The organism is Hyalangium sp., assembly GCF_035629615.1.
Lineage (GTDB): Bacteria > Myxococcota > Myxococcia > Myxococcales > Myxococcaceae > Hyalangium.
Genome location: NZ_DASPHO010000237.1, coordinates 1 through 22,727 on the forward strand (window position 1 = coordinate 1; position 22,727 = coordinate 22,727).

The 22,727-nt window shown below is 67.2% G+C and carries 21 protein-coding genes; 8 read left to right on the plus strand and 13 right to left on the minus strand.

What is annotated here, in order from left to right:
- From gabT to solA, 3 genes are all read left to right on the plus strand, one after another.
- Positions 1-1,081 (plus strand): 4-aminobutyrate--2-oxoglutarate transaminase (gabT, locus tag VD972_RS11790; protein WP_324985427.1); only part of this gene is annotated, 1,081 nt, incomplete at its 5' end.
- Positions 1,082-1,213: 132 nt separating this feature from the next.
- A complete protein-coding gene (locus VD972_RS11795) occupies positions 1,214-2,839 on the plus strand; it encodes an NAD(P)/FAD-dependent oxidoreductase (RefSeq protein ID WP_324985430.1) in 1,626 nt (541 codons plus the stop codon).
- A 142-nt stretch (positions 2,840-2,981) separates the two neighbouring features.
- Positions 2,982-4,106 carry an N-methyl-L-tryptophan oxidase gene (gene solA / locus VD972_RS11800; RefSeq protein ID WP_324985433.1) on the plus strand — a complete coding sequence of 375 codons (1,125 nt, stop codon included), beginning with the start codon at positions 2,982-2,984 and terminating at the stop codon, positions 4,104-4,106.
- A gap of 50 nt (positions 4,107-4,156) precedes the next feature.
- Here solA and VD972_RS11805 read toward each other — a convergent pair whose 3' ends face one another.
- The 6 genes from VD972_RS11805 to VD972_RS11830 all read right to left on the minus strand — a co-directional run bounded on the left by VD972_RS11805 (position 4,157) and on the right by VD972_RS11830 (position 10,882).
- Positions 4,157-4,747, minus strand: a complete 591-nt coding sequence (locus VD972_RS11805; RefSeq protein WP_324985436.1) for a hypothetical protein — start codon at positions 4,745-4,747, stop codon at positions 4,157-4,159.
- A gap of 94 nt (positions 4,748-4,841) precedes the next feature.
- A complete protein-coding gene (locus VD972_RS11810; protein WP_324985439.1) occupies positions 4,842-5,933 on the minus strand; it encodes a DUF2891 domain-containing protein in 1,092 nt (363 codons plus the stop codon).
- Positions 5,934-6,261: 328 nt separating this feature from the next.
- Positions 6,262-7,071 (minus strand): MOSC domain-containing protein, encoded by an 810-nt coding sequence (locus tag VD972_RS11815; protein ID WP_324985442.1) that lies wholly within the window; start codon positions 7,069-7,071, stop codon positions 6,262-6,264.
- Between the two features lie 7 nt (positions 7,072-7,078).
- Entirely contained in the window at positions 7,079-8,395 is a 1,317-nt protein-coding gene (locus tag VD972_RS11820) for a hybrid sensor histidine kinase/response regulator (protein WP_324985444.1), read from the minus strand.
- Entirely contained in the window at positions 8,392-10,329 is a 1,938-nt protein-coding gene (locus VD972_RS11825) for an ATP-binding protein (protein ID WP_324985447.1), read from the minus strand. The genes VD972_RS11820 and VD972_RS11825 overlap by 4 nt, the downstream gene beginning before the upstream one ends.
- 106 nt (positions 10,330-10,435) lie before the next feature.
- Positions 10,436-10,882 (minus strand): hypothetical protein, encoded by a 447-nt coding sequence (locus VD972_RS11830; RefSeq protein WP_324985451.1) that lies wholly within the window; start codon positions 10,880-10,882, stop codon positions 10,436-10,438.
- A 418-nt stretch (positions 10,883-11,300) separates the two neighbouring features.
- Here VD972_RS11830 and VD972_RS11835 point away from each other — a divergent pair, with 418 nt between their 5' ends.
- On the plus strand, positions 11,301-12,497 hold the full coding sequence (locus VD972_RS11835; protein ID WP_324985454.1) for a hypothetical protein: 1,197 nt from the start codon (positions 11,301-11,303) through the stop codon (positions 12,495-12,497).
- Between the two features lie 87 nt (positions 12,498-12,584).
- Here the strand turns inward: VD972_RS11835 and VD972_RS11840 are convergent, their stop codons facing one another.
- Together VD972_RS11840 and VD972_RS11845 are read right to left on the minus strand one after the other, a co-directional pair.
- Positions 12,585-14,015 carry a hypothetical protein gene (locus VD972_RS11840; RefSeq protein WP_324985457.1) on the minus strand — a complete coding sequence of 477 codons (1,431 nt, stop codon included), beginning with the start codon at positions 14,013-14,015 and terminating at the stop codon, positions 12,585-12,587.
- A gap of 192 nt (positions 14,016-14,207) precedes the next feature.
- Complete coding sequence (locus VD972_RS11845; protein ID WP_324985460.1) at positions 14,208-14,603, minus strand: hypothetical protein; 396 nt, start codon at positions 14,601-14,603, stop codon at positions 14,208-14,210.
- Between the two features lie 714 nt (positions 14,604-15,317).
- On the opposite strand from VD972_RS11845, the gene VD972_RS11850 reads away from it, so the two are divergent.
- Positions 15,318-15,539, plus strand: a complete 222-nt coding sequence (locus tag VD972_RS11850) for a hypothetical protein (RefSeq protein ID WP_324985465.1) — start codon at positions 15,318-15,320, stop codon at positions 15,537-15,539.
- Between the two features lie 1,139 nt (positions 15,540-16,678).
- Here VD972_RS11850 and VD972_RS11855 read toward each other — a convergent pair.
- The 5 genes from VD972_RS11855 to VD972_RS11875 form a co-directional block, all read right to left on the minus strand.
- Positions 16,679-17,437: a DUF5953 family protein gene (locus VD972_RS11855; RefSeq protein ID WP_324985468.1), complete on the minus strand. Its 759-nt coding sequence runs from the start codon at positions 17,435-17,437 to the stop codon at positions 16,679-16,681.
- A complete protein-coding gene (locus VD972_RS11860) occupies positions 17,434-18,351 on the minus strand; it encodes a DUF6310 domain-containing protein (protein WP_324985471.1) in 918 nt (305 codons plus the stop codon). Before VD972_RS11860 ends, VD972_RS11855 begins: the two co-directional genes overlap by 4 nt.
- 64 nt (positions 18,352-18,415) lie before the next feature.
- Entirely contained in the window at positions 18,416-18,628 is a 213-nt protein-coding gene (locus VD972_RS11865; protein ID WP_324985474.1) for a hypothetical protein, read from the minus strand.
- Between the two features lie 102 nt (positions 18,629-18,730).
- Positions 18,731-19,276 (minus strand): hypothetical protein, encoded by a 546-nt coding sequence (locus tag VD972_RS11870; RefSeq protein WP_324985477.1) that lies wholly within the window; start codon positions 19,274-19,276, stop codon positions 18,731-18,733.
- Positions 19,277-19,400: 124 nt separating this feature from the next.
- On the minus strand, positions 19,401-19,817 hold the full coding sequence (locus VD972_RS11875; RefSeq protein ID WP_324985479.1) for a hypothetical protein: 417 nt from the start codon (positions 19,815-19,817) through the stop codon (positions 19,401-19,403).
- A 197-nt stretch (positions 19,818-20,014) separates the two neighbouring features.
- Between VD972_RS11875 and VD972_RS11880 the strand changes: the two genes are divergently transcribed.
- From VD972_RS11880 to VD972_RS11890, 3 genes are all read left to right on the plus strand, one after another.
- The gene (locus VD972_RS11880) at positions 20,015-21,202 is read left to right on the plus strand and encodes a serine/threonine-protein kinase (RefSeq protein ID WP_324985482.1); all 1,188 of its coding nucleotides are present in this window, start codon (positions 20,015-20,017) and stop codon (positions 21,200-21,202) included.
- Positions 21,203-21,649: 447 nt separating this feature from the next.
- Entirely contained in the window at positions 21,650-22,003 is a 354-nt protein-coding gene (locus tag VD972_RS11885; RefSeq protein ID WP_414654049.1) for a helix-turn-helix transcriptional regulator, read from the plus strand.
- Positions 22,000-22,434: a hypothetical protein gene (locus tag VD972_RS11890; RefSeq protein ID WP_324985488.1), complete on the plus strand. Its 435-nt coding sequence runs from the start codon at positions 22,000-22,002 to the stop codon at positions 22,432-22,434. The genes VD972_RS11885 and VD972_RS11890 overlap by 4 nt, the downstream gene beginning before the upstream one ends.
- Positions 22,435-22,727: the final 293 nt, after the last annotated feature.

Sequence of the window (22,727 nt, forward strand, 5' to 3'; positions counted from 1 at the left end):
CGCGGCAGCAAAGGCCCAGCTGGACGACTTCACGCACAGCGCCTACCAGGTGGTGCCCTACGAGGCCTATGTGGCCCTGGCCGAGCGCCTCAACCAGCTCACCCCCGGCGCGTTCCCCAAGAAGACGACCTTCTTCTCCACGGGCGCCGAGGCCATCGAGAACGCGGTGAAGATCGCGCGCGCCGCCACGGGCCGCACCGGCATCATCGCCTTCAGCGGCGCCTTCCACGGGCGGACGATGATGGGCATGGCGCTCACCGGCAAGGTGGTGCCGTACAAGACGGGCTTCGGGCCCTTTCCGGCCGAGGTCTACCACGTGCCCTTCCCGACGGCGCTGCACGGCGTCAGCGTGGAGGACTCGCTCCGGGCGCTGCAGCTGCTCTTCAAGGCGGACATCGATCCCAAGCGCGTGGCGGCCATCCTCATCGAGCCCGTGCAGGGCGAGGGAGGCTTCTACGTAGCGCCCCCCGAGCTCATCGTGGGGCTGCGACGCCTGTGTGACGAGCACGGCATCCTGCTGATCGCCGACGAGATCCAGACGGGCTTCGCGCGGACGGGGAAGTGGTTCGCCATGGAGCACTACGACGTGGCGCCGGACCTGATGACGACGGCGAAGTCGCTCGCGGGTGGCTTTCCGCTGTCAGCCGTCACCGGCCGGGCGGAGGTGATGGACGCGCCGGCGCCGGGAGGGCTCGGGGGTACCTACGCGGGCAACCCGGTGTCCATCGCGGCCGCGCACGCCGTGCTGGACGTGATCGAGGAGGAGGGCCTGGTGCAGCGGGCTCAGCGGCTCGGCGAGGAGCTGCGCGGCCGGCTGGAGGCGCTGCGCGGCCGGGTGCCTCGCATGGCCGAGGTGCGCGGACTGGGGGCCATGCTGGCGGTGGAGTTCTGCCAGCCCGGTGGACACACGCCGGATCCGGACTTCACCCGCGCCGTCCAGGCCCGGGCGCTCGAGCGCGGGCTGGTGCTGCTGACCTGCGGCGTCTATGCCAATGTGATCCGCTTCCTCTTCCCGCTCACCATCCCCGAGCCCGTCTTCAAGGAGGGACTCTCCATCCTCGAGGGTGCACTGACGACGTAGTGAAGGACGCACAGCGGTGCGAATTGCCGCCTGGTCAATACTCCGAGGTCTTTCCACGATTGCTTGAATTTCTCATTTTCAGGCAATATGGGGGAGTTGCTCTCAATCGCCTCTCCCCCCAGGAGGAAGACCATGGCCCGTACTCCGCTGTTCGAGCTGTTCCGGCAGACGACCCGAATTGCCCTGGCCTCGGAGCGGGAGGGGGTTCCCAGCCGCGAGGCCACGGAGACCATGCGGGTCTCCCGGCGTACCCTGCTCAAGGGCGCCACGGTCGTGGGCGGCGGGCTCGTGGCCGGGGTGGGGACTCAGGCGCTGGCCGGGGACCTCAGCGGCGGAGGGAAGGGCTCGGATCTGCGCGTGGGCATTGTCGGCGCGGGCCTCGCGGGCCTGGCGTGTGCATATGAGCTGAAGCGCGCGGGCATCCTCTCCACCCTTCACGAGACGAACGATCGGGTCGGCGGGCGCGTCTTCTCGATGGGTGGGGCGTTCCCCGGGCCGGTGAGCTTTCCCGGTCAGGTGGTGGAGCGCGGCGGCGAGTTCATCGACACCGGTCACAAGACGATGCTCGGGTACGCGCAGGCGTTCAACCTTGCCAAGGAGGACGTCATCAAGGCCCCTGGCGAGGAGTTCTTCTTCTTCGGCGGCCAGCGCCATCACGAGTCTGCAGTCGTCGAGGAGTACCGCGACTTCGTCGCCGCCATGCGGCCGGATCTGCAGGCGCTCTCGGGGGCTCCTTCGGCGGACGTCCACACTCCCGTGGATCGCCAATACGATCTGATCGATCTGCGCACCTACCTGGAGACGCGGGGGGCGGGGCCGGTGGTGAAGGCGGCCATCATCGCCGCGTACGAGGCGGAGTACGGGCTGGCGGCTCACCAGCAGAGCTGCCTCAACTTCCTCTTCTTCATCCGCGCGAACCGGCGCTCGCGCTTCGAGCCGTTCGGCGTGAGCGACGAGCGCTATCACCTGGTGGGTGGCAACCAGCAGATCCCTCGGGAGCTCGCCGCGCGGCTGCCCGGGCAGCTCCGCCACGGCGAGCGGCTGGAGGCAGCGCGCAAGACGGCGGCGGGTGCGATCGAGCTCACCTTCCGGCGCGGCTCCACGTCGATCACCGCCACGTATGACGCGGTGGTGTTCGCCGTGCCCTTCACCGTGCTGCGCAGGGTGTCGCTGGATGTCTCGCTGGCGCTGCCGGCGTGGAAGACGCTGGCCATCCAGCAGCTGGGCTACGGCACGAACGCGAAGATGATGGTGGGCTTCAACGGCCCCTTCTGGGCGGAGCTGGGCGCCAATGGCGCTTCGTACTCGGACCTGCCGAACCACCAGGCCACGTGGGAGACAAACCCCGCGCACGCCACCTCGCAGAGCGCGGTGCTCACGGACTACTCGAGCGCGGCGCGCGGGGCCGCGCTGGATCCCAGGAACGTGGCGCAGGAGGCGGAGCGCTTCGTGGCGGAGCTCGGCCGCGTGTACCCGGGCGCGGCGCAGCGGGTGACGCGGACCGCGGGCGGGAAGATCCTGGCACACCTGGAGCACTGGCCGTCCAACCCGAACACGCTGGGCAGCTACACAGCCTACAAGCCCGGGCAGTTCACCTCGATCTGCGGCAACGAGGGCAAGCCGGTGGGCAACCTCTTCTTCGCGGGCGAGCACGCGAACTCGTTCTACTGGTGGCAGGGCTTCATGGAGGGCGCGGCGCTGTCCGGCAAGGATGCGGCCGCCGCGATCCTCGCGAAGATCAAGGTGGGGGAGCTGTAGTCTCGCGGAGCTCCTCCCGCCCCACCACCCCGCGAACATCACCGCGCAAGAGGGGAGCACGCTGCCTCCTGGCAACCGGTCTATCGTCTGTTCGTCTCGGGGAGTGTCGAGCCGGTAAAACCCGGTGGAGCAGGAGTGGCGCATGGCACGCATCGCGGTGCTGGGAGCGGGAGGCGTGGGCAGCGCGGCGGCGAGGTTCCTGGCGCGAGAGGGGCACGAGGTGACGGTGGTCGAGCAGTTCGAGCCCGACCATGATCGCGGCAGCTCGTACGGCACGTCTCGGATCATCCGGAAGACGTACACGGACGGCTTCTACACGGCGCTGATGGGCCAGGCGTATCCGCTCTGGGACGAGCTGGAGCGTGAGGCGGGCGAGCGCCTCTTCGAGCGGACCGGGGGGCTGTTCTTCGGCCCCACCGATCATCCGGAGCTGGCCGCCATCCGGCGCGCGCTGAAGGACAACGGAGTTCCGTTCGAGGAGCTGGATCCGGCCGCATGCGCGCGGAGGTTCCCCAGGCTCCGGCTGCTCCCGGGGGAGTCCGGCGTCTTCGAGCGGGAGGCGGGCTTCCTCCGCGCCTCCGCATGCGTCCGAGCCAACCTTCGCCTCGCAGCCGCGCACGGCGCCCGGCTGCGCACGAGGACCCTCGTCGAGGGCCTCGAGCCTCGTCCAGGGGGCATCACGCTCGCGCTGGCGAGCGGCGAGTCCCTCGAGTTCGACCGGGTGGTGGTGGCCGCGGGGCCGTGGACGGCGCGCCTGCTGGATCGCTTCGTCCCCCTGCCGTTCACGGTGACCCGGCAGACCTACTGCCACTTCGAGCCGGAGGTGTCGGCTGCGGAGTTCGGAGCGGAGCAGTTCCCGGTGTGGATCGACTTCGCGACGAACTTCTACGGCTTCCCGTACGACGGCCAGGCCCCAGGGGTGAAAGTCGCGTGGCACGAGACGGGCGCGCCCACGGACCCGGATCGGGTGGAGCGAGAGTTCCACGAGTCCGATCGCGAGCCGCTGCGCCGCTACTGCGCCCAGCACCTGCCCGGGCTCTCACCCCGCGTCGCCTTCGAGAAGGTCTGCCTCTACACGATGTCGCCGGACCACGACTTCGTGGTGGATCACCTGCCCGGCGAGCCTCGCGTCACCCTGGTGGGCGGGCTGAGCGGCCACGGGTTCAAGTTCACCGTGCTGCTGGGGCGCATCGCTGCCTGGAGGGCGATGGATCAGAAGGTGCCCTGGGAGCTTGCCCGGTTCTCACTGGCCCGGCTCACGCGGTAGCGCTCATGCGCCGAGCCTCGCGCGCCCCACGGGGAGGCGCAGCCTTTGCGTCACCACGCCTCGGGCCGCAGCCTCTGCGCCAGGTTCCGCCGGGAGAGGGGCTCCAGCACCTGCAGGTTGGGGTGGTAGTGGCTGTAGACGATGACGGGGATGTCCAGCATCCCTAGCTGGGCGTGGATGAGGGCTACGATGTCGCTCCACTCCAGCCCCTCCACCTCGCTATAGAGGCGGGACACCGCCACGCTGGTGAGCTTCTGCTCCCGGAGGATGCGGCCCAGCTCGCGCAGCGCGTGGTTGACGCTCTCCAGGAGCATGGAGGCCGCCGTGCTCCTCTCGACAGGTGGAGCCCTCCGCGTGAGCAGATCCAGGCTCGTGGTGGCCGGCTGGCTCTTCTCTCCAGGGGCTGCCTCCGGCGTGAGCAGGTGGATGATGCGCGGGCCTGAGCTGGGAGCCCACACCCAGGCCTGCCCCGGGCTGGGGTGGTACGAGCTCGAGTAGTGCTGGAAGTCCTTCAGCAGGGAGGGCCAGCGCTCCTGGAGCGCCTGCGCCAGTCCCTGATCAAAGGGATCTCCTGGCGCGACCCAGTGGGCGATGGCCCGGGCCTTGGACAGCAGGATGTCTCCCGTTACCTCGTAGATCATATATGCCCCAGACTGTGCATAGGTTTGCAGCCCCCATGCCGGCTTTCTACGCTCGCGAGGTGCTTGAAGATGGGTGCGGGTTCGCGTGCAGGCCTTACGGTTTGCGTGGCAGCCCCCTGCCCGTGGTGAGGTATACGGCAAAGCTGCCGAGCCAGTGGCCACCTTCGTAGTGTGCTCCCGTGACGGAGCGGAGCCCTGCCTCCCGGTGCCCCTGGGCGGCTGCGCGCAGAGCGCTCACCCGCTTGTCCGTGGAGGGGAGGGCCGCGGCGATGCCTTCCAGCATCCACGCCCGGCTCAGGTTCAGGCCATCCAGGTGCGCCAGCTTCGGGTCCCCCGGATCAGACACCACTGCCACCTCCAGCCAGGAGGCCGAGCCGTTCGAGGGCAGCTCCGGCAGGAAGTCCCGCAGCCACGTGGCGAAGCGCGCGGGCGGGAGGACACGCCGCATCAGGTCCGCCTCGGCGATGCACGGCGAGAGGAAGTCGTGCCCGGAGGGCTCGTACGCCAGCGGGCAGCGGCGATCCTTCCCGTAGAAGGCCTGCACCCGCTCTGTGAGGAGCTGCTCCATGGCGCGATCTTCCGCCTTGCGTGCCCAGTCGAGAATGAGCCCAAAGGCGAATGCCGTCTGATCATGCTCTCCCACGCGGATGGGCCGGGTGAGCTTGGGCACCCAGTCCCGGATCCGCTGCGCCGAGGCCTCCTCGAGCGGCTTCAGCGTGGCCGCCCACTCCCGGCCCTGGGGATCATCCCACTCGCGCAGCTCGGCCGAGAGCTGGAGCAGCCAGGCCAGCCCATAGGGGCGCTGGAAGGAGACGCGCCCTGGTCCGTTCAGGTAGGCCACCTCGGCGGTGATATGGGCGGGCGTCAGGCTTCGGGCCAGCGCAGCGCGGGCGCGCGGGGTGCAGGCCGCCTCCGGGAACGTCCGCGCCAGCCGGGCCAGCAGCCAGTGGCCGTGGACGCAGGAGTGCCAGTCATAGCAGCCGAAGAAGGCCGGGGTGAGCTCGCGAGGCGGGCGCACGTCCGCGTCGCCGCTCAGCACGTGCGCGATCTTGTTCGGGTACTCCTTGTGCACGCAGGCGAGCGCCAGCTCCGCGAAGCGGGCTGCCGCCTCGGCGCTGAAGTCCGAGGAGGGTGGGGCGCTGGAAGTGATCATGGCGGTCAAGCCCAGCAGGAGCGGAAGGTTCATGGGGAGAGCGTAGAGGCTCCGCAAGGGTCTTTGAGAGGGGAAGAAGCGGCGGACCTGGACTCGAATCGAGGAACACCCTGCACCACGGAGGCGGTGCAGGGAAGAGCAGAACGAAGCATAATGTGGAATACTTGTAAAACCAGTAAGCAGATTCTGCCAGCGGAGCCCCCAAATGGAAGTGAAAGGCGTCGCGTTCCTGGCGAGACAGAGGGCGGTGGTCCAAGACCACGGGGAGGCTGCCTGATGCCAGTGACGCGCCTGCCGGTGGATGCCTTCCTGGTCCTCTACCGCTTCTCCATCTCCTGAGGACGCTCCAGGCCCCGAGGGCTCAGCCCAGCAGCTCCACGGGATCGCCCAGCTGGAGCGTCCCCGGGCGGCGCACGAGGAGGTTCTGGCCGAACATCACCTTGCCCTGGCTGCGGCGGAAGGACGTGAGGGTGCGCAGCGGCTCGCCGTCCGGAGCCTTCACCCCCGTGAGCGGATCCACCGTGGTGAAGACGCAGCGGGCGCAGGGCTTGACGATCTCCAGCTCCACGCTGCCCACGCGCAGGCGCCTCCAGCCATCCTCGGCGAAGGGCTCGCAGCCCTCCACCACGAGGTTGGGCCGGAAGTGCTCCACGGTGATGGGCCGGGGCAGGCGCCGGTTCAGCTCCTCCACCGAGGCGCGGGACAGCAGCAGCAGCGGGAAGGCGTCCGCGAAGCCCACCCGCTCCTCGGGACCGGCGTACTGAGGATCCACCGGGCGCTCCATCCGCGCATCCACGTACACCAGGGCCACGGGCTCGCCGAGGTACTGGCTGAACCAGCGGTCCGCCGCCTCGCCCGCGCGGGCCGCCGAGCAGCGATCCTTCCAGACGGTGACTTCCAGGCGCGGCGCGTCCGCGGGCGGCACCCGCACTCGCAGCTTGGGCAGGGCTGGGGCGGACAGGTGCAGCCCTCCCTCACCTTCCAGGGTGGGGACAGCGCTCACGCGCACGAGGGAAGGGGACTCGCGCCCAGTGATGAAGGAGCCATCCGGGCGCACGAGCATCCAGCGGCGGTCATGCTCCAGCCCCAGGAGCTCCACCCGGGCGCTCGTCAGCGGCAGGCCCCGCGTGGACTTGACGGGGTGGATGAAGAGCTGAGCGAGGACGGGCATGGGGTGCTCAGGCGGCACGCGGCAGCCTGACGCGGAAGGTGGTGCCCTTGCCGGGGGTGCTGTCCACGGAGATGTCTCCGCTGAACCCGGTGACGATGCTGTGGCAGATGGACAGCCCGAGCCCCGAGCCGCCCGGCTTCGTCGTGTAGAAGGGCTCGAAGATGTGCTCCAGGTGCTCGGCCTCGATGCCGCTGCCGTTGTCCTGGATCTCCACGCTCACATCCGGGCCCTGCGCGCTCAGGCTGACGCGGATGCGGGGCTCGGGGTGGCTCTCCGGGAAGGACTGGGCGGCGTTGACGATCAGGTTCAGGAAGACGTGCGCGAGCGCCTCCTCGCTGGCCAGCACGTCCGGTGCCTCCCGGAGCTCCAGCACCCGCTGGATCCGGGGGCCCAGGTTCGGCTCCGCCCGAGCCAGGGAGTCGTCCAACACCTTGCGCGGGTTCACTGCCACGCCCGGCTGAGGGCCCACGCGGGCGAACAGCTTGACGTCCTGGACGATCCGCTTGAGCCGCTCCATCCCCTCGATGGCCTCCCGGCAGGCGTCCAGCAGCTCCGCGGGATCCTCCAGCGGGCTCCCGCCGGTCTGCTTCTCCAGCGCCAGCCGCAGGTGGTTCAGGTTGGTGCTCACGAAGCCCAGCGGGCTGCTGATCTCGTTGGCCATCCCCGCGGCCAGCCGCCCCAGGGCCTCGCGCCGATGGGACTGGGCGAGCCGGGCCTCCAGCTTCGCTCGATCCTCCATCTCCTGACGGAGCCGTGCGTTGGTGGCCTGCAGCTCCCGGGTCCGCTCCGTCACCGCCTGAGCCAGCTCCTCTTCCCGGCGCCGGCTCTGGCGGGACAGATCCCACTTCTGCGCGAGCGCGTGCGCCATCTGGCGCACCTCGATGTTGTCGAAGGGCTTGCGCAGGATGAGCAGGCGCTGGTTGATGCCCAGCCGCTGCGCCACCTCCTCCCACGAGTAGTCCGCGTAGGCGGAGCACAGCACCACCTGCAGATCCTCGTCCGCCTTCCAGAGCCGCGCGGTGGTCTCCACGCCGTCAATGCCGGGGGGCATGCGGATGTCCACGAAGGCCAGCGCATAGGGCCGGCCCTCGCGCGAGGCGTCCTCGACGAGCTGGACGCCTTCCTCGCCTTGAGCGGCCGAGTCCACCTCGAAGGAGTAGGCACCACCGGCTCGGGACTGGGGCGCGCCGAAGATGGCCGTCTCCAGGCTGTCCAGCGAGGTGCTGCCCTCCACGGCGGAGAGGATCTTCCGGAAGTCCTGATGGATGGAAGGGTTGTCGTCGATGATGAGGATGCGGCGGCGGGGCGACGCGGTTGCGCTCATGCGCGGGCCTGCTCGGGGGTGAGGGGAAGATCGATGATGAAGGTAGCGCCGTGGCCACGCCCGGGGCTCGAGCAGGACAGGTGCCCCTGCAGCTCGCTGACTGCCAGCGCGCTGGTGTGCAGCCCGAAGCCGTGGCCGTTCTTCTTCGTGGTGAAGCCCTGGCTGAAGATGCGAGGCAGGTGCTCCGCGGAGATGCCCACGCCGTTGTCGGCCACCTCGATCCGGAGCCGCTGCTCGGGCTGAGGGGCGATGCGCAGGGTGAGCTGCTTGTCCGGGCGCTGGCTGTCGAGCAGCGCGTGGCTCGCGTTGCTCAGCAGGTTGACGACGATCTGCAGCAGCTTGTGCCGGTCCACCTGGAGGGGAGGCACAGGGGTGTACTCCCGGCGGACCTGGATGCCCAGCTGCTCGAAGGACGTGGCGTGCAGGCGCAGCGCGTCATCGAGCAGCTCGGGCAGCGACACCTCCTCCAGCACTCCGACGAAGCGGGCGTGCTCCTGCTGCATGCTCACCACGGACTTGATGTGGTCCACGTTCTTCGTCAGGGACTGGAGCTCCACCAGCATCGTTGCGTGTTCCTCCGCGAGCTGCCGCGAGACGGACAGGAGGTACTCTGGCAGCAGGCGCCCCCTCTCGTCACGTGTGAGGAACATACCCAGGTCCGGGCCCTTCTCCTGCATCATCTGCGTGGCGCGGACCAGGCCCTGGACGCGCGAGCCGCGCAGCCGCTCTTCCATGAGCGTCGCGGAGACGTTGACGCTGTTGAGGGTGTTGCCCACGTTGTGGAGCACGCCCGTGGCGATCTCCGCCATGCCCGCCTTGCGCGAGGTCTCCAGCAGGGTGCGGTGCAGCTCGCTCAGCCGGGCCTCGGCCTGCCGCCGCGCGGTGACGTCTCTGCCGAAGATCGTCACCCCCGCGGGCCGCCCGCCCTCGTCGGCCATGGAGGTGAGGGAGAAGTCCAGCGCGAGGCTCGTGTCCCCCAGCGGGTAGACGAGCTCGACGCGGACACGCTCACCGTGGAGCGCCTTGCGGAAGCTCTCTGGCCACTCCGGGTGACGCGCCAGGAAGCTGGGGCGGGTGAGCGGCTCGCCCAGTCGGGGCTCCTGCTCGAAGATCAGGGAGAACCACCGGCGCATGGCCGCGTTTGCGGTCAGCAGGCGCCCCTCGGCATCCAGCGAGCAGACGATGTCCTCGGTGCTCTCCACGAGGCTGGACAGCTTGCGCTCGCCCTCGCGAACATTCTTCATCGTCTGCACGAGCGCCACCTGGGCCTTGTCGCGGGCCCGGCTGTTGAGCCAGGCCATGGCCCACACCCCCATGTTGCAGAGCCCGGCGAAGGCGTCTCCAACGGCCGTCATGTTGCGCGCGCTCCCCGTAGGGACCCACCTCTGGGCGCTGCCCAGGATCCAGGGCTGGAGCGCCACAGCGTACAGGCTCATGACGGTGGCGAAGGCGAACCCGCCGCGGGCCCCGAGCAGGAAGAAGGCCAGCAGCGTGATCAGCGGACTGGCGACGTGCGAGGCCCCATAGGGGTTGCCCATGGCGAGGTTGACGGTGATGTAGCCCACGGCCAGGGTCGTGCACAGGAGCCAGGCCGGGAGGCGGGGCGAGCGGGAGCGGCGCAGCAGGACGAGCGTAGCCGTGTGGAGGAGGGCGGTGAAGCTGGGGATGACCAACAACGAGAGCGTCAGTGAGGGGGGCAGCACCTCCGGGACGGAGCGCAGGAGGGCCACGTTCACCAGCAGCAGGGTGCCCGCGGCGATGGAGATGACTCGGAAGCGGCTCAGGTCTTGTGGAGGCAGGTCCTGTGGATTGCGCGGGAGCAGGAGGGCGTCGAGCCGCTCGAGCCACCAGGAGCGCGTCCTGGCTCGCACAGGGGACGCCTGCGGGTCCGGATACGCGGTGGCCGCGAGCCCGGGTGAACTGAAGTGCATCATTTGGGCCTCCCCCCAACCGGATGTCTGGAGCCCTAACGCGTTGCCTGAGACGGCGGTAGCCTCTCTCTCGTCCCCCTGTGGGGTCTTGAACAGTCATCATCAGGGCTCAGGCAGCAGCTGGGCCCGGTGGACGCCAGAGCTGCCTGAGGCCCTCTCCAGATCGTCTTACTACCGCCCCACCTGCGCCGTTGCACACCGTGCCATCCCGGCGCACCGCCAGCGCATGGCCGCTGCTGGCCGCCAGAGACACCACCCGTGTCACCCCGGGCACCTGGGCGGGTACAGGCTGAATATCGTTCTCTGGCGGGAGGCCCAGCTGGCCCACGTTGTTGAGGCCCCAGCCCCACGCCGTGCCATCGGCGCGAACGGCGTAGGAGGAGTCGTCCCGCGAGTCGATGGCGACCACATCCGTCAGATCCAGGGTCCGCACCGGCACCAGATGATCGAGTCCCGTGCCAGTGCCGAGCTGGCCGAGGAAGTTGCTACCCCAGCCCCACACGGTGCCGTCCTTACGCAGGGCCAGCGAGTGGCCAAAGCCCACCGCTACGGCCACCACGCGCGTCAACGGTTATGGCCGGGTGACACGCCTTCCTCAGAGGCCTGCGCCCCGAGGTAAGCGGTGTCGCCGTGCCACCTGAGCACCCGACATGCCAGGGCGGCGCGCTCCACCAACCCCGCGAAATCCAAGGTGGCGCACACCCCACTGTCTGCCGTGCAGTGACAATTCCGGGCGCAGGTGACGCAGAGCGTGTCAGCCGGCGGAGGATTGCCTCAGCCGGGCCATCGCCTGTTGGTAGCGGTGGGCGCGGGGCAGTGTGTGGGAGCGGCGGGTTCGATTGCCGCCGCTTCCAAGCCGAGCAACCCGCCGCTTTCAAAGCGCCGCCCTCTGAGAACAGGGGCGGCGCTTGCATTTCGGGACCAAATCCGGTTTTTTGGGACCAAAAAAGGACCAAACTGGAGGCGGTAACGGCATGAGTACCAAGGTGTGGATCGGCAAGTGGGCGGGCGGGCGGATGTTCGCAGGCAAGGACGGGCGCCCCGTCTACGTGCTGCGCAAGATGATCAGCGGGCGGAACTACACGGTCCACCTGGACGCGCGCAGCGAGGCAGAGGCGGAAGCGGAACTCGCCTTGTTCGTGCGTGACCCCGAGGGCTACCGCACGCGGGGCGAGGCTCAGAAGATCAAGAACGAGTCCGCCGTCTACATGGACGCGGCAGCCGTGGCCCGCTACCTCGAACACATGAGGAGCAAGGGCACAACCGAGCGCTACGCTAAGAACGTGGGCTACTACTTGGCCGGGTGGGCTGATGGGCTCGCAGGGCGTGACCTGCGCACCGTCACTGTCCAGGACTTGCTGCGGGAACTGAAGAAGCACAAGACGGCACGCAAGAACCGGATCACCGCGCTCAAGTCCTTCTGTGCGTGGCTGCGGGAGGTAGAGGGCGCGTTGACTGCGGGCGAGGACGCTTCCATTTCGCTCAAGATCCCGGTGGCCCGTCCCGAGAAGTCCGTGCGGGAGAAGGGCTACAGCATCGAGACAATCGAGCGGCTTTACCGTGCGATCACCGGCTGGGAGTTCAGCAACTTCAACCGCGAGGAGACGCGGCAACGCACGGACGTTCAATGCGTGCGGGACGTGCTGTGCATCCACGCCAAAACAGGGATGCACGGCACGGAGATCGAACGGCTGGCGCGTGGTGAGGGCAAGGTGTCCTTGGTGACGGAGCCGGGCGAGATCGCCGCTACCGTCACGTTCATTCACAAGAGCGGACAGGTACACCGCCAGAGCATCGACCGTCAGACGTTGGGGGCTGTGCAGCGGCTCCAGGCGCGCGGCGCAGCGCCCGTAGACAGCCACATCCGCCGCATTGTGCGTCGTGCGTGCAAGTCGGTGCGGGTGCCTCTGGTGCGCTTCGGAGAACTGCGGCACAGCTTCGTCACATGGGCCTCCGAGTGCGGACAGGAAGTGCGGCCCAAGTCTGGAGGGCTTCCCCTGGCGGCTGTTGCCGCTGTCGTGGGCCACCACTCCGCGCACACGACGAAACGGTTTTACGAGAATGTGAAGGTGCCCCCGATGATTAAGATCCCGATCAAGCTAGAGCACCCCGAAGACCCTGCGCTGCTGCCGGGCAGACGCATTGCGCTCAAACTGGCCGAATCAGCTTGAGCGTCGTTTCTATCTCCTAACCTGGGTGGGCAATCGCTTGGACTTGGACGTTAATGATTGTCAAACGCACTAAGGATGCCGCTGCTGCTACCTGAGTTCATAGCCGATGTAGAGCTCTTCCAAGCGAATAAATGCGTCAACGACCAGCCAGAACGGGATCTCTCCGCCCATCTTGAGCTTCTCAATATCAGCATTGTCGCTCTCAATGAAAGACTCTGGGTAGTCGAGTTCTGAACCGACCAGATGAAGCGCGATCTCTTTGTCGATCTCGTCATTGCTCTTTTTGGCTTTAGTACCTTCTTTGATGATTTCCCTGATGCCATTTAGATACTCAATATTGACAGCGGGGGGAGGGTTTTTTGTCAACTCCTCCGCCCAAGCAGAGAGTATCAATCCAAGTTTCATGCGGGCATCTGCTATGGGCTTGTTATTCTGATACCCTGGATGCACCGTTTGAAATGCCACAAGGTCTTGAAGCAATTGTCGTAGCTCAACAAAGTCGGTTTGCGACAGAGTGCCGTCACCAGGATACAACGATTTGCGGTCTACCCTAAGTCTTGCCGCAACACTGTCTATCGTAGACCGCATGATAAACAGGTGATTCAGGCGCTCCACGGTTTCGAATCGAATATAATCGCCTGACATTGCCCGTAGCCTGATAAGCGCTTCTGCGAGCGTCAGGCCTAAATGAAGAATATAGGCATCGTATGGCTGAAGCAGTAAGTCCGCATCAGGCACTTCAGATCCGTGAGTATGCTTGCAGCGAGCCAAGTATGTTGCATCAATCCATTTCTTGAGGCCAACCCAGAACTCCTGTCTGAGGGGCTCATTTTTGAGTTCATTCTTGAAGGAGTCTAGCATGTACTGATCTCTACTGGTGGCTGGAGGAAGCGGGAACGGGAAATGAAAGTAAGCCTCGAATCCAGACCACAGGGTTTCGACGTCATCAATAGGAAGGGAGAAAAAGGGGGTCTCAAAACGTGCTCTGTGGAAGTGCGACAGGCTAGTTATGATCGAGTTCTCCTTGGGTTTCTTCAGCTCGGCATCGAAATAATCCAGAATCGGTTGAGGAATGCCGGGGCTGAGTCGGATTGGGTACGTATACGGAGACGGATGCATTCTGCTTGTGCTGGGAGTCCCAATTGTTCGACTAAACTTACCGATCCTAACGAAGTACGGGTCAGGACCTTGTTGGTCAAGGATCGGCCAAGACTCAAATACCCAGCAGTCTGCGGCACGTGTTCGCTGTAACCATGTGATAGATGAGAGACTGACAACAATGTCGCGGAGTTCTGCCAAGGTAGCCGACTGTCCATTATCGCGGGACAGGATGGAGGCCCTGGCGCCGACAGGCTTGCCCCTTTGATCAACGTAGGCAATTGTCAGTGGTGTATAATCCTTGCCAATTTTAGACAGCCAGTTGGCTGGAGTGTTTGACCATAAGGTAAATCCATTGATGGTGATGTCCTTGGTTGTGCGGACATACGGCAAGATTGCGACATTTCTGGGGACCTGCATGATAGGTAACTCTTCGGTCAATAGAGTTGAGGGAAAGCGACTCTCGATGCACTACAAAACTGGGCGACGCGGGACTTGGCCACTGTGAAGCTGGTACTAAGGAAATTTCGCGCATTGTAGAGCCAAGGTTGAGCAGCGATGCAAGCTCTTCGCTAATAGGCTCAGTGAAGCTGCCTACCCTATGTGAGCCGTTCAGGCTTGCCGAATCAGCTTGAGGATTGCTGCACTCTCACTCTTCCCCCGCCCAATATCACGCCGGGCGGGGCGCCGCTTGAGCCGGGGGGCCTCCGGCTCGCGGGCCACGCGCTCTAGGAGCGCTTCTAGACTCTTCGCGCAGATCATCGCGGCTCTGCCCACCTTCGGCCCGCGTCGTAGCGCTCCGCTCCTCAACAGTTCGAAGATCCGCGAGCGCCCGCAGCCAAGTAGGGTCTGCGCTTCCTCCACCGAGACAGCCCGCGCCCGCGCAGCTTGAGCGGGGGCGGCGTTGCTGATCTTCGTGTGGATCTCGTTGACGGACTCGCGCAGCCCCCGCAGCTCCTCGTAGATGGCCCGCAGGATGTCGTCCTGTTCGTTGCCTTGCCCCTTCACGGCTGAAACTCTCCCGACTGCTGACGGTGGGGCGCCGCGCGCATGTCACCAGGACGCGCGACGCCATGCCGTGAGAGGCCAGAGGCCGTGAAGCCTTGGAGGCGAGCCGCGCGCACTCCGGGGGCACGGAGAGACGATGCGCTGCGGGTGCCGTTCACAACGGCCCGCCCCATGTACCGGGGGCCGCCGTCGTGTCTCACTGCACGGGGCGCGTTGTCTCGCGTCCCGCCGTGCACCGTCAACGCGACTGGCCGCGTTGGGCACTCCTGGGCAGGCTTGGCCACCGCTGGACAGGTGCGGGCGCGTGCTGCCCACCTGGGAAGCGCGGGCGCACGTCGTGTCCGCTGTGGGGTGGTTCGTGTGGCGTGACTCATGCCGCCCACGGTGCCCAAACCCGGCGCGCTCGGACATTGGGCAAGATCAGGCGTATTCAGGCGGATCCAGGCGGATCCAGGCAGATCCCTACAATCTCCGCGTTTCACGCTGGAGCACGCACGGACACCAGACAAGCGCGGCGCGGTGGAGAGCGCGAGGACTGCGGGCAGGGTCGCGGCGGAAGTGATCAGCCCGTGGAGCACGCCTGCGCCGGGCAGGGGCCGCCCCGGTGCGTGGATCAGGCCAGGACGGCGGGCAGCGTTGGCGCTCGCCAGCCCTGGCCACAAGCAAAGCAGAAGGGAGACAGCGAAAGCGCCAGCACGCGCGGCGCGTCCTGGCGTGACTACCGGCGCCGCCTGGAGTGACCAGCGGCGCGCCCCGGCGTTTTCGCTGGCGTTCTCGCTGGCGTTTTTCCCGGCGTTGAAACCGGATTTCGCGGCGTTTTTCCCGGCGTTGTCACCGGATTTCCCGGCGTTCTCACCCGGCAGCCAACAACGGCGCATGAATGCGCCGCACATGGAGGGTTGCCCCTCCTGGGAGTCGATCCCGACCATCACCTAACCCGCCCTTTCAACTCACCGAACAGCCCACAACGACCCGGGCAGAAGTGACATAGAGCAACGGCGGGTGTCCAGGTCACGGACGCAACGTGACAGCAGATCGGCAAGCGTGCAGACGGGCAAGCAAGGGCCAATGCGCGCGGGCGGATCAACCGCCGTGCGGCGTGGCGGAATCGGTGGCCGTGTCGCGGGCGCGGCGCTGATGCGGGGCTGACAACGGGACTTCTGCGGGACTTTCTCCGGCGCCACGCCCGGCGCCACGGCCGGGGCCACCCCGGCGCCACCCCGGCGCCACCCCGGCGCCACGCCCGGCGCCCCCGGAACCCATGAAGGCCCCACCCCGGCGGATTACGCCCCACTACGGCGCCCACCACGCCACCCCCGGGGCCGCCACGGCGGCAATTCGGGATCGTCACCAGGGACGCCACCGGGGCGCCCGGTGAAGCCTGCCCGCGTCCCGGCTTGCCCGCTGGCAGACGGAACCCACCTGCACCCCCGCTCGCCTGCTAGGCCGGTGGAGTGCTCCGACGCGGGAAGGTGGAGCAACGCGCTAGATGCAACCCGGCGCCAAGTCGCCGCGCCCAGCTCGGGCAGCGCGGCGCCCTTCCACAAGGGCGGCGGAATTGGCTGCGCGGCGCCTTTCAGAACGGCGGCGCGAATGGCAGCGCGGCGCCTTTCAGAACGGCGGCGGAATTGGCTGCGCATGGCCATCGTGCGCCGGTCCAGCTCGAAGCGCGGCGCCCTTCCGCAACGGCGGCGGAATTGGCAGCGCGGCGCCATCGTCGCCGCGTCCAGCTCGGCCCGGGGCGCCCCCCGTTGAACAGCTCCAGCTCGGGCCGGTGGCTGACGCCAGAACGGCAGCCATGGTCGCCGCGTCCAGCTCGGGCCGGTGGTGCGCGCGTCGGACAGCTCCAGCTCGGCCCCGGTGGCGCGCGCACGTCGGACAGCTCCAGCTCGGCCCGTGGCGCGCACGTCGGACGGCTCCAGCTCGGCCCCGTGGCGCGCGCACGTCTGACAGCTCCAGCTCGGCCCCGTGGCGCGCGCACGTCTGACAGCTCCAGCTCGGCCCCGGTGGCGCGCGCGTCGGACAGCTCCAGCTCGGCCCGGTGGAGTGTGCCAGGAGACGCGCGGCAGCCTCCTTCAGCGTGGAGAGTCGCGCCCGCCGATCACCGGGAAGCGCTCATAGGCCCGATTGAGCGCGTCTAGGTGGGCGGGGTTGTCATAATCGAGCGGCGCCTCCGTGAGCTTCACAACCCATCCGCCCGACGGCGTGCGCCGCGCCCGCGTGAGTAGTTCGGCGTCGCGAGCAGGATCCGGGAACCCGATGGCCTGCGCGGCAGCAGCAGACCAATAGTTCACCCACCCGAGGAAACAGGGAATCTCAGGCGCGGGGAGTTTTTCTGGAAGATTGAGCATGGGAAGCCCACGGGGTGAGCGCTCCGGTCCATCAGCGGAGCGGCGAAACTGCTCCCCGACTTCCGAGCCGTAACTATACCGGGACGCATGCCCCCAGAACGCGCGCGCCCCCTCCGCCACGGCCTCAAGCATAGCCACCGCTGCCGAGATAACGGCCTCGTCTAGCGGCAACTCCGCATAAACGTCGAGTTGCGGCTGACCGCCCGGGCTGAGGAGTGCTGGGCTCTGTCTCCCCGAAACCGTCACGGGGTAACTCTCGTCCCCGTTGCACAGAAGAGGGATTCTCCCGTCCTTAATCCTTTCTATGAGCCACGCGTCGCGCTGCGGCAAGGCGATGGGGCGCCCGCTCTCGGAGATCCTCCATGCTAGGCGCAAACCGGGAAGGGCCTTTTCCATCCCTTGGATGACATCGAGCGCGCGGCCGTCTTTGCCCACGAGCGCAGGCGCGTAGACGATGAAAACGAGGACTCTAGGCATGGTCATCGTGTGCACCCCGTGACAACGACATGGAGGGTGGGAATCCGGGCGATCAGCGCGTCTTTGTGCGCTTGCGTGCTCACCCCAACGACGAAGTCGTAGCCACAGGCCCGCGCAGCGGCAAGTTCCTTGGTCAATTGCTCCACCTCCTTCTCAAGCTCCCGCCTCCGGATAAAGTCAGGGTAGGTGTCAAATCGGTTGGTCTTGATCTCCCACAGCACGCGCACGCCGACTTGCAGCGCATCGAAGCGCTCACCGCCCACGAATACGTCCATGCCGGGGTAGAGGTTGGGCGGAAACTTATCGGCGCACTCGTTATGCGGGACATCTCCGCCCGCGTGCCGCACCGGGATGGGCTCGCACGACGGACGGCGCGGCGTGGTTTCTGGCGGTGGGGGGAAGATGTCTCCGGAGGGGGAGCCCTTTGGCTTGGGCGTTCGCTTCGCTAACGGTTCCTGAGCGGGCTGCGTTTGAGCCTTGGGCTTCGCGCGCTCGCGGGACGCGTTCCGTTGATAAGCCTCAATCCCCTCCTGGATGGCGGCGGCTACCACCACCGCGCTGATAACAATCACTGCACCGACGACGATCTCGGGTGCCGCGAAAATACAGAGGGCCACGACTGCGGGAGCGGCTGCATCCACCGAGGCGACAGCGCATCTTTTGGTGACATCCCGAAACCTGACCCTGTCGCGGTCGAGAGCATGAAAGCACCGCTCCGCAAGGATCGGCCACTCGTTGGAGGCTTCCCGCACCACGCATTTCCCATCATCCGTCCACGGGTACTGCGCCGCCCGCTGAAGGTTGGCGAGTCTCGGACTCGGGGGACGCGGGTCCTCCAACTCTCCCGGGCTCGGATCCATCGTGGCGCAGGCCGAGAGCAGGATCAGGATCAGGGGGGCGCTGCAAGTTCGCGCACGCATGGCCACGTTCTTTCAATCAAGCGAGGTGCTGCGGGTCACGGCTGCGGTTCTCCGCTGGAGCATATCAGCACGCCCCAACAGCGAGAGCCGATGGAGGAGCGCGCGTCCGACAGCGCCAGCTCTGGCCAGTGGCGCGCACGTCGGACAGCTCCAGCTCGGGCAGGTGGCGCGCTCCAGGGTGGCAGCCATCGTCGCCGCGTCCAGCTCGGCCCCGTGGCGCGCGCACGTCGGACAGCTCCAGCTCGGCCCCGGTGGCGCGCGCCAGGACGGCAGCCATCGTCGCCGTGTCGTATCTGTTCGCCGTGCCCCCTCCCCACGCTGAGCCGAGTTCGCCCGCTCCGTTGGGTTCTCCCGACAGGTGGATACCTTGGACGCTCTGTCACAACGGGGACGGCGAACTCTTACGCCTTCTGCGCATTCGCCTATAGACCCTCAAGTCTTTCCGCGCCGACTCAAGCACTTCTTCTGGAGAGCCCTTCTTGGCTCGCGCTCCTTGCAGAGCACGCTTCACCACTTCGACGCTCGTTTTACGGCAGAGGTTTCCGATCAGTTCTTCCAAGTTTGCTGGGCGCTCTCCCACTTCTTCGTCCCACCATTCCAGGAGTCTTTCGATCTGCACCTTCAGCCCGAACTCTGCTGGATCGGTCACCTTTTGCAGAGGCGGGGCTCGGACCTGGGCCATGTTCTGCTTTACGCGCTCCAGCACGTCCTCAGAGTCTTGCAATGCGTCGTCTTGAGCTGCCCGTCGCAACGCGTCCCATACAATTTCGACGGGGAGGCTTTTAAGAAAGAGCCCCAATGTGCTGTCCAGGTCCGCTGGGAACTCTCCAACCTCGGCGTCCCACCATGCCTCCATCTCGTCAAGTGCCTCTCGCCGCGCGGCCTTGCCCAGTTGCACTCCCGTCTTCACCTTCTTCTGTGCCATGGGCGCCCAACATAACGGATGGGCGGGCCCCTCGCTCTGTCCAGACGGGGGACGGCGAACTCTTACGCCGCGTCCAGCTCGGCCCCAGTGGCGCGCGCCAGGACGGCAGCCATCGTCCCCGCGTTCAGCTCGGGCCCGGTGGGCGCGCGCCAGGACGGCAGCCACCGTCGCCGCGTCCAGCTCGGCCCCGTGGTGCGCGCGCGGTGGACAGCTCCAGCTCGGCCCGGTGGTGCGCGCACGTCGGACAGCTCCAGCTCGGCCCCGGTGGCGCCCGCGCGTCGGACAGCTCCAGCTCGGCCCGGTGGCGCGCGCGGTGGACAGCTCCAGCTCGGCCCGGTGGCGCGCGCACGCTGGACAGCTCCAGCTCGGTCCCGGTGGCGCACGCGTCGGACAGCTCCAGCTCTGCCCCGGTGGTGCGCGCGTCGGACAGCTCCAGCTCGGCCCGGTGGCGCGCGCCAGGACGGCAGCAATCGTCGCCGCGTTCAGCTCGGCCCCGGTGGCGCGCGTCGGACGGCTCCAGCTCGGCCCCGGTGGCGCCCACCTCGGACAGCTCCAGCTCGGCCCGGGTTGAGACTCCCGAGCGCTAAGGGGTGCATTTGTGCGGCAGCGCTGGAAATTCGCCGGTTTTTGAACGGTTCCGCCCAACCTCCCCCATCGTTCCCCCTGCCCCCATGTGCCGGGTAGTTTCTCCTCCCGTCGCGCGGCGCCCCGCTCGCGTGCCTCTAGGAGTCTCCATCCATGGCCACCGTCACAGGCCCCCAGTTGCCCGAGGGGGCGATCCTCTTCTCCCTGGGCGATTTCTCTTATGCGTTCCTCCGAGTGCTGGAGACGACCAACCACGGCGAAACGGTGCTGATCGTGCAGCAGCGCTCACGCCTGGGACCGGAAGGCAACTACATCGCGCGACGGGTGCTGCCCACGTCGCCCAAGCACGATCCCGAATCTCTCGCCAGGATACGCGCGCGGCTTGAGGAAGAGGCGCGGCTGGCCACCTACCTGGATCATCCGAACATCGCCCGGGTTCTGGGACGGGCCGAGTCTCACGGGGTTCTCTACATCCTGTGCGAGCGAGTTTCAGGCACGCGGCTAGACACCATCGAGACAGCCGCGAGCATGCGGGGCGTCTGCCTGTCGGCGGGCTTTGCGCTTCACGTGGGCGCCGAAGTGGCGAGCGCTCTAGACCACGCGCACACGCGCACGGACGAGAAGGGGCGCCCGCTCGGCATCATTCACCGCGACGTGAACCCCGCCCGCATCTACGTGAAGGGTGACGGCTCGATCAGGCTCACGGATTTTGCGCTTGCCCGCTCGCTGCTACCGGGCCGGGTGGCAACCTCTATGCCCCGCCCGCAGGGGGATGCCTTCTACGGCGCCCCCGAGGCACTTCTAGGCGAGCCGATGGATCCGCGCTCGGATCTGTTCGCGCTCGGCTTGGTGATGCTGGAGATCGTCACCGGAAGGGGGCTCTACAGCACGCCCACGCTGCGGGCCTCGGACTTGGAGGAGGCGCTAACGCCCGACGTGCGCGCGAAGGTGGTAGCCGCTCACAACATCGCCACGATTGCCGAACTGCCCGAGCAAGTTGACGACTACATCCTGCGGGCTGCCACGTACACCGCGCAGGAGATAGAGGAACTGACGGAGGATGTTTTCCCCCCGCTGCGCTCTATCCTCCGAACGTTGCTCCAGCGGCGCCCGCAAGAGCGCTACCCGTCAGCGGCAGCGCTAGAGGACGATCTCCGCAAGGGACTGGCCGCGTTGGGCGCGCCCTACGGCGGCCCCGAAGCTATCGCGGAGTTGCGGCGCAACTCGGCAGCCGCCCGCATGCACAAGGACGTGGGCGGCCCCACTGCACAGGATTCCGCGTCCACTACGCGCAAGCTGTCCGCTGATCACGTGATCACGTCCCCGGGTAGCTCCGCGTAGCACTCGGCTCCTTCTCCGCTCTCAGCCCCGCAGCACGCATCGGCATCGCGCCGCGACGGGATCGGCTTGCCTCTGACCTTGGAGGGGGGACAGGCCGATCCCATCGGAGCGCGCGCCACTGGCCACACCGAGGGGGATCGGCGTGGCCAGTGCGAAGCGACTGGGGGCGCCCTGCATCCTGGGGGCGCCCCTGGTCGCGGCAGTTCACCGCGCCCAGTGAGCTGATCGGCTGCCTGCCTCTCTCCCTGTCATGCGCTCCCGGCTTGGGTCGTTCGTGCTGGTGTGGCGCGCGAGGTTCCGACGATGAAAGGCCACCAGACAGCACGGCCCGCAGAGGGCCTCTCCCGGCGCAAGTCCCGCAGTCGGCGTCCCCTGCTTCCTCGGGACGCGAAGCGCCAAGGGCAACGGCTCGGGGCAACGCTCGGAAGGGCCTTGCGAGCGGCGCGGATGCGCGCGGGGCTCACTCAGACCGAGATTGCCGAGAGCGTCGGCATTGCTCCCGAGGTGTTCGGGCGGATGGAGCGCGGGAAGATGCTTCCCAGCGTGCCCACGCTGTTCCGGCTGTGCGTGGCCCTGCGAAGTGGCCCGCACGAGCTGATGGGCTTTGCCCCCGTGGCCAGCCTGCCTCAAGCGGCACAGCTCGAAGTGCCGCCCGAGCTGGCGCCCACGCCCGAAATGCGGCGCCTGCTGCGCCTGCTGGGACGGCTTCAAGGGCTACAGCTCAAGCTGATCCTGCGGCTTGTCGTGGCCTTCGTAACGGAGCCCAAGCGCCCCCGGCGCCAGAGGAAGGATCGAGGATGACCACGCCCCCGCAGCAAGACGCCCCGACGATGTTCTACCCCCTCAACCCCTGCGGCCACCTTCGCGGCCCCGGTGGTGGTTGCATCGGCTTCCCCGAGTGCAAGTGCGAGCCTGTCAGCGCGGACAAGCTGGGGGAGTTGGTGCAACGTGCGGGAGAAATCCGCGCGCGGCTCGTGGCCCATCCTTCCCAGGCGGTCACGGGTGAAGGCCGCGCGACCGTCGCGGACAAGCTTGGGGCGGCGGTGAGTCTGGGCGAGTGCCTTAGTGCGGTGCTGGCCAACTTGCTGGAACACAAGGCCATCCTGACGACGGAGGAACAGGCGACGCTGGCCACCATCGGCGCGAACGTGGAGATGCGGGTGCGGGATCTCTGCGACTTCCTGACGACCTGGACAGGTGGAGTCCCTTCCGTGAAGCACGGCCCGTCCTGACGTGCTCCAGAGGCCCCAGGGGCCCAGTTTGCGGGGGACCAAGGGGACCAAAAAAGGACCAAATCCGCTGGACTCGTGCGGACGCGTGTGGACGCTAAGAGGGGCTGATTTTCAGAGGGAAACAGAGGGGAGCGCCATTTTTCAGAGCGGGCCGATTTACCCCCTACACGGCTTCGATTCCCGCCGCTTCCATGCAGAACAATCCGCCGCTCTGAGCCGAGTCCGCTCCTAACGAGGAGGTGCGTATCGCCTGCGGGGACGGAGAGGTTCCGCGCCGCGTCAGGAATCGCCTT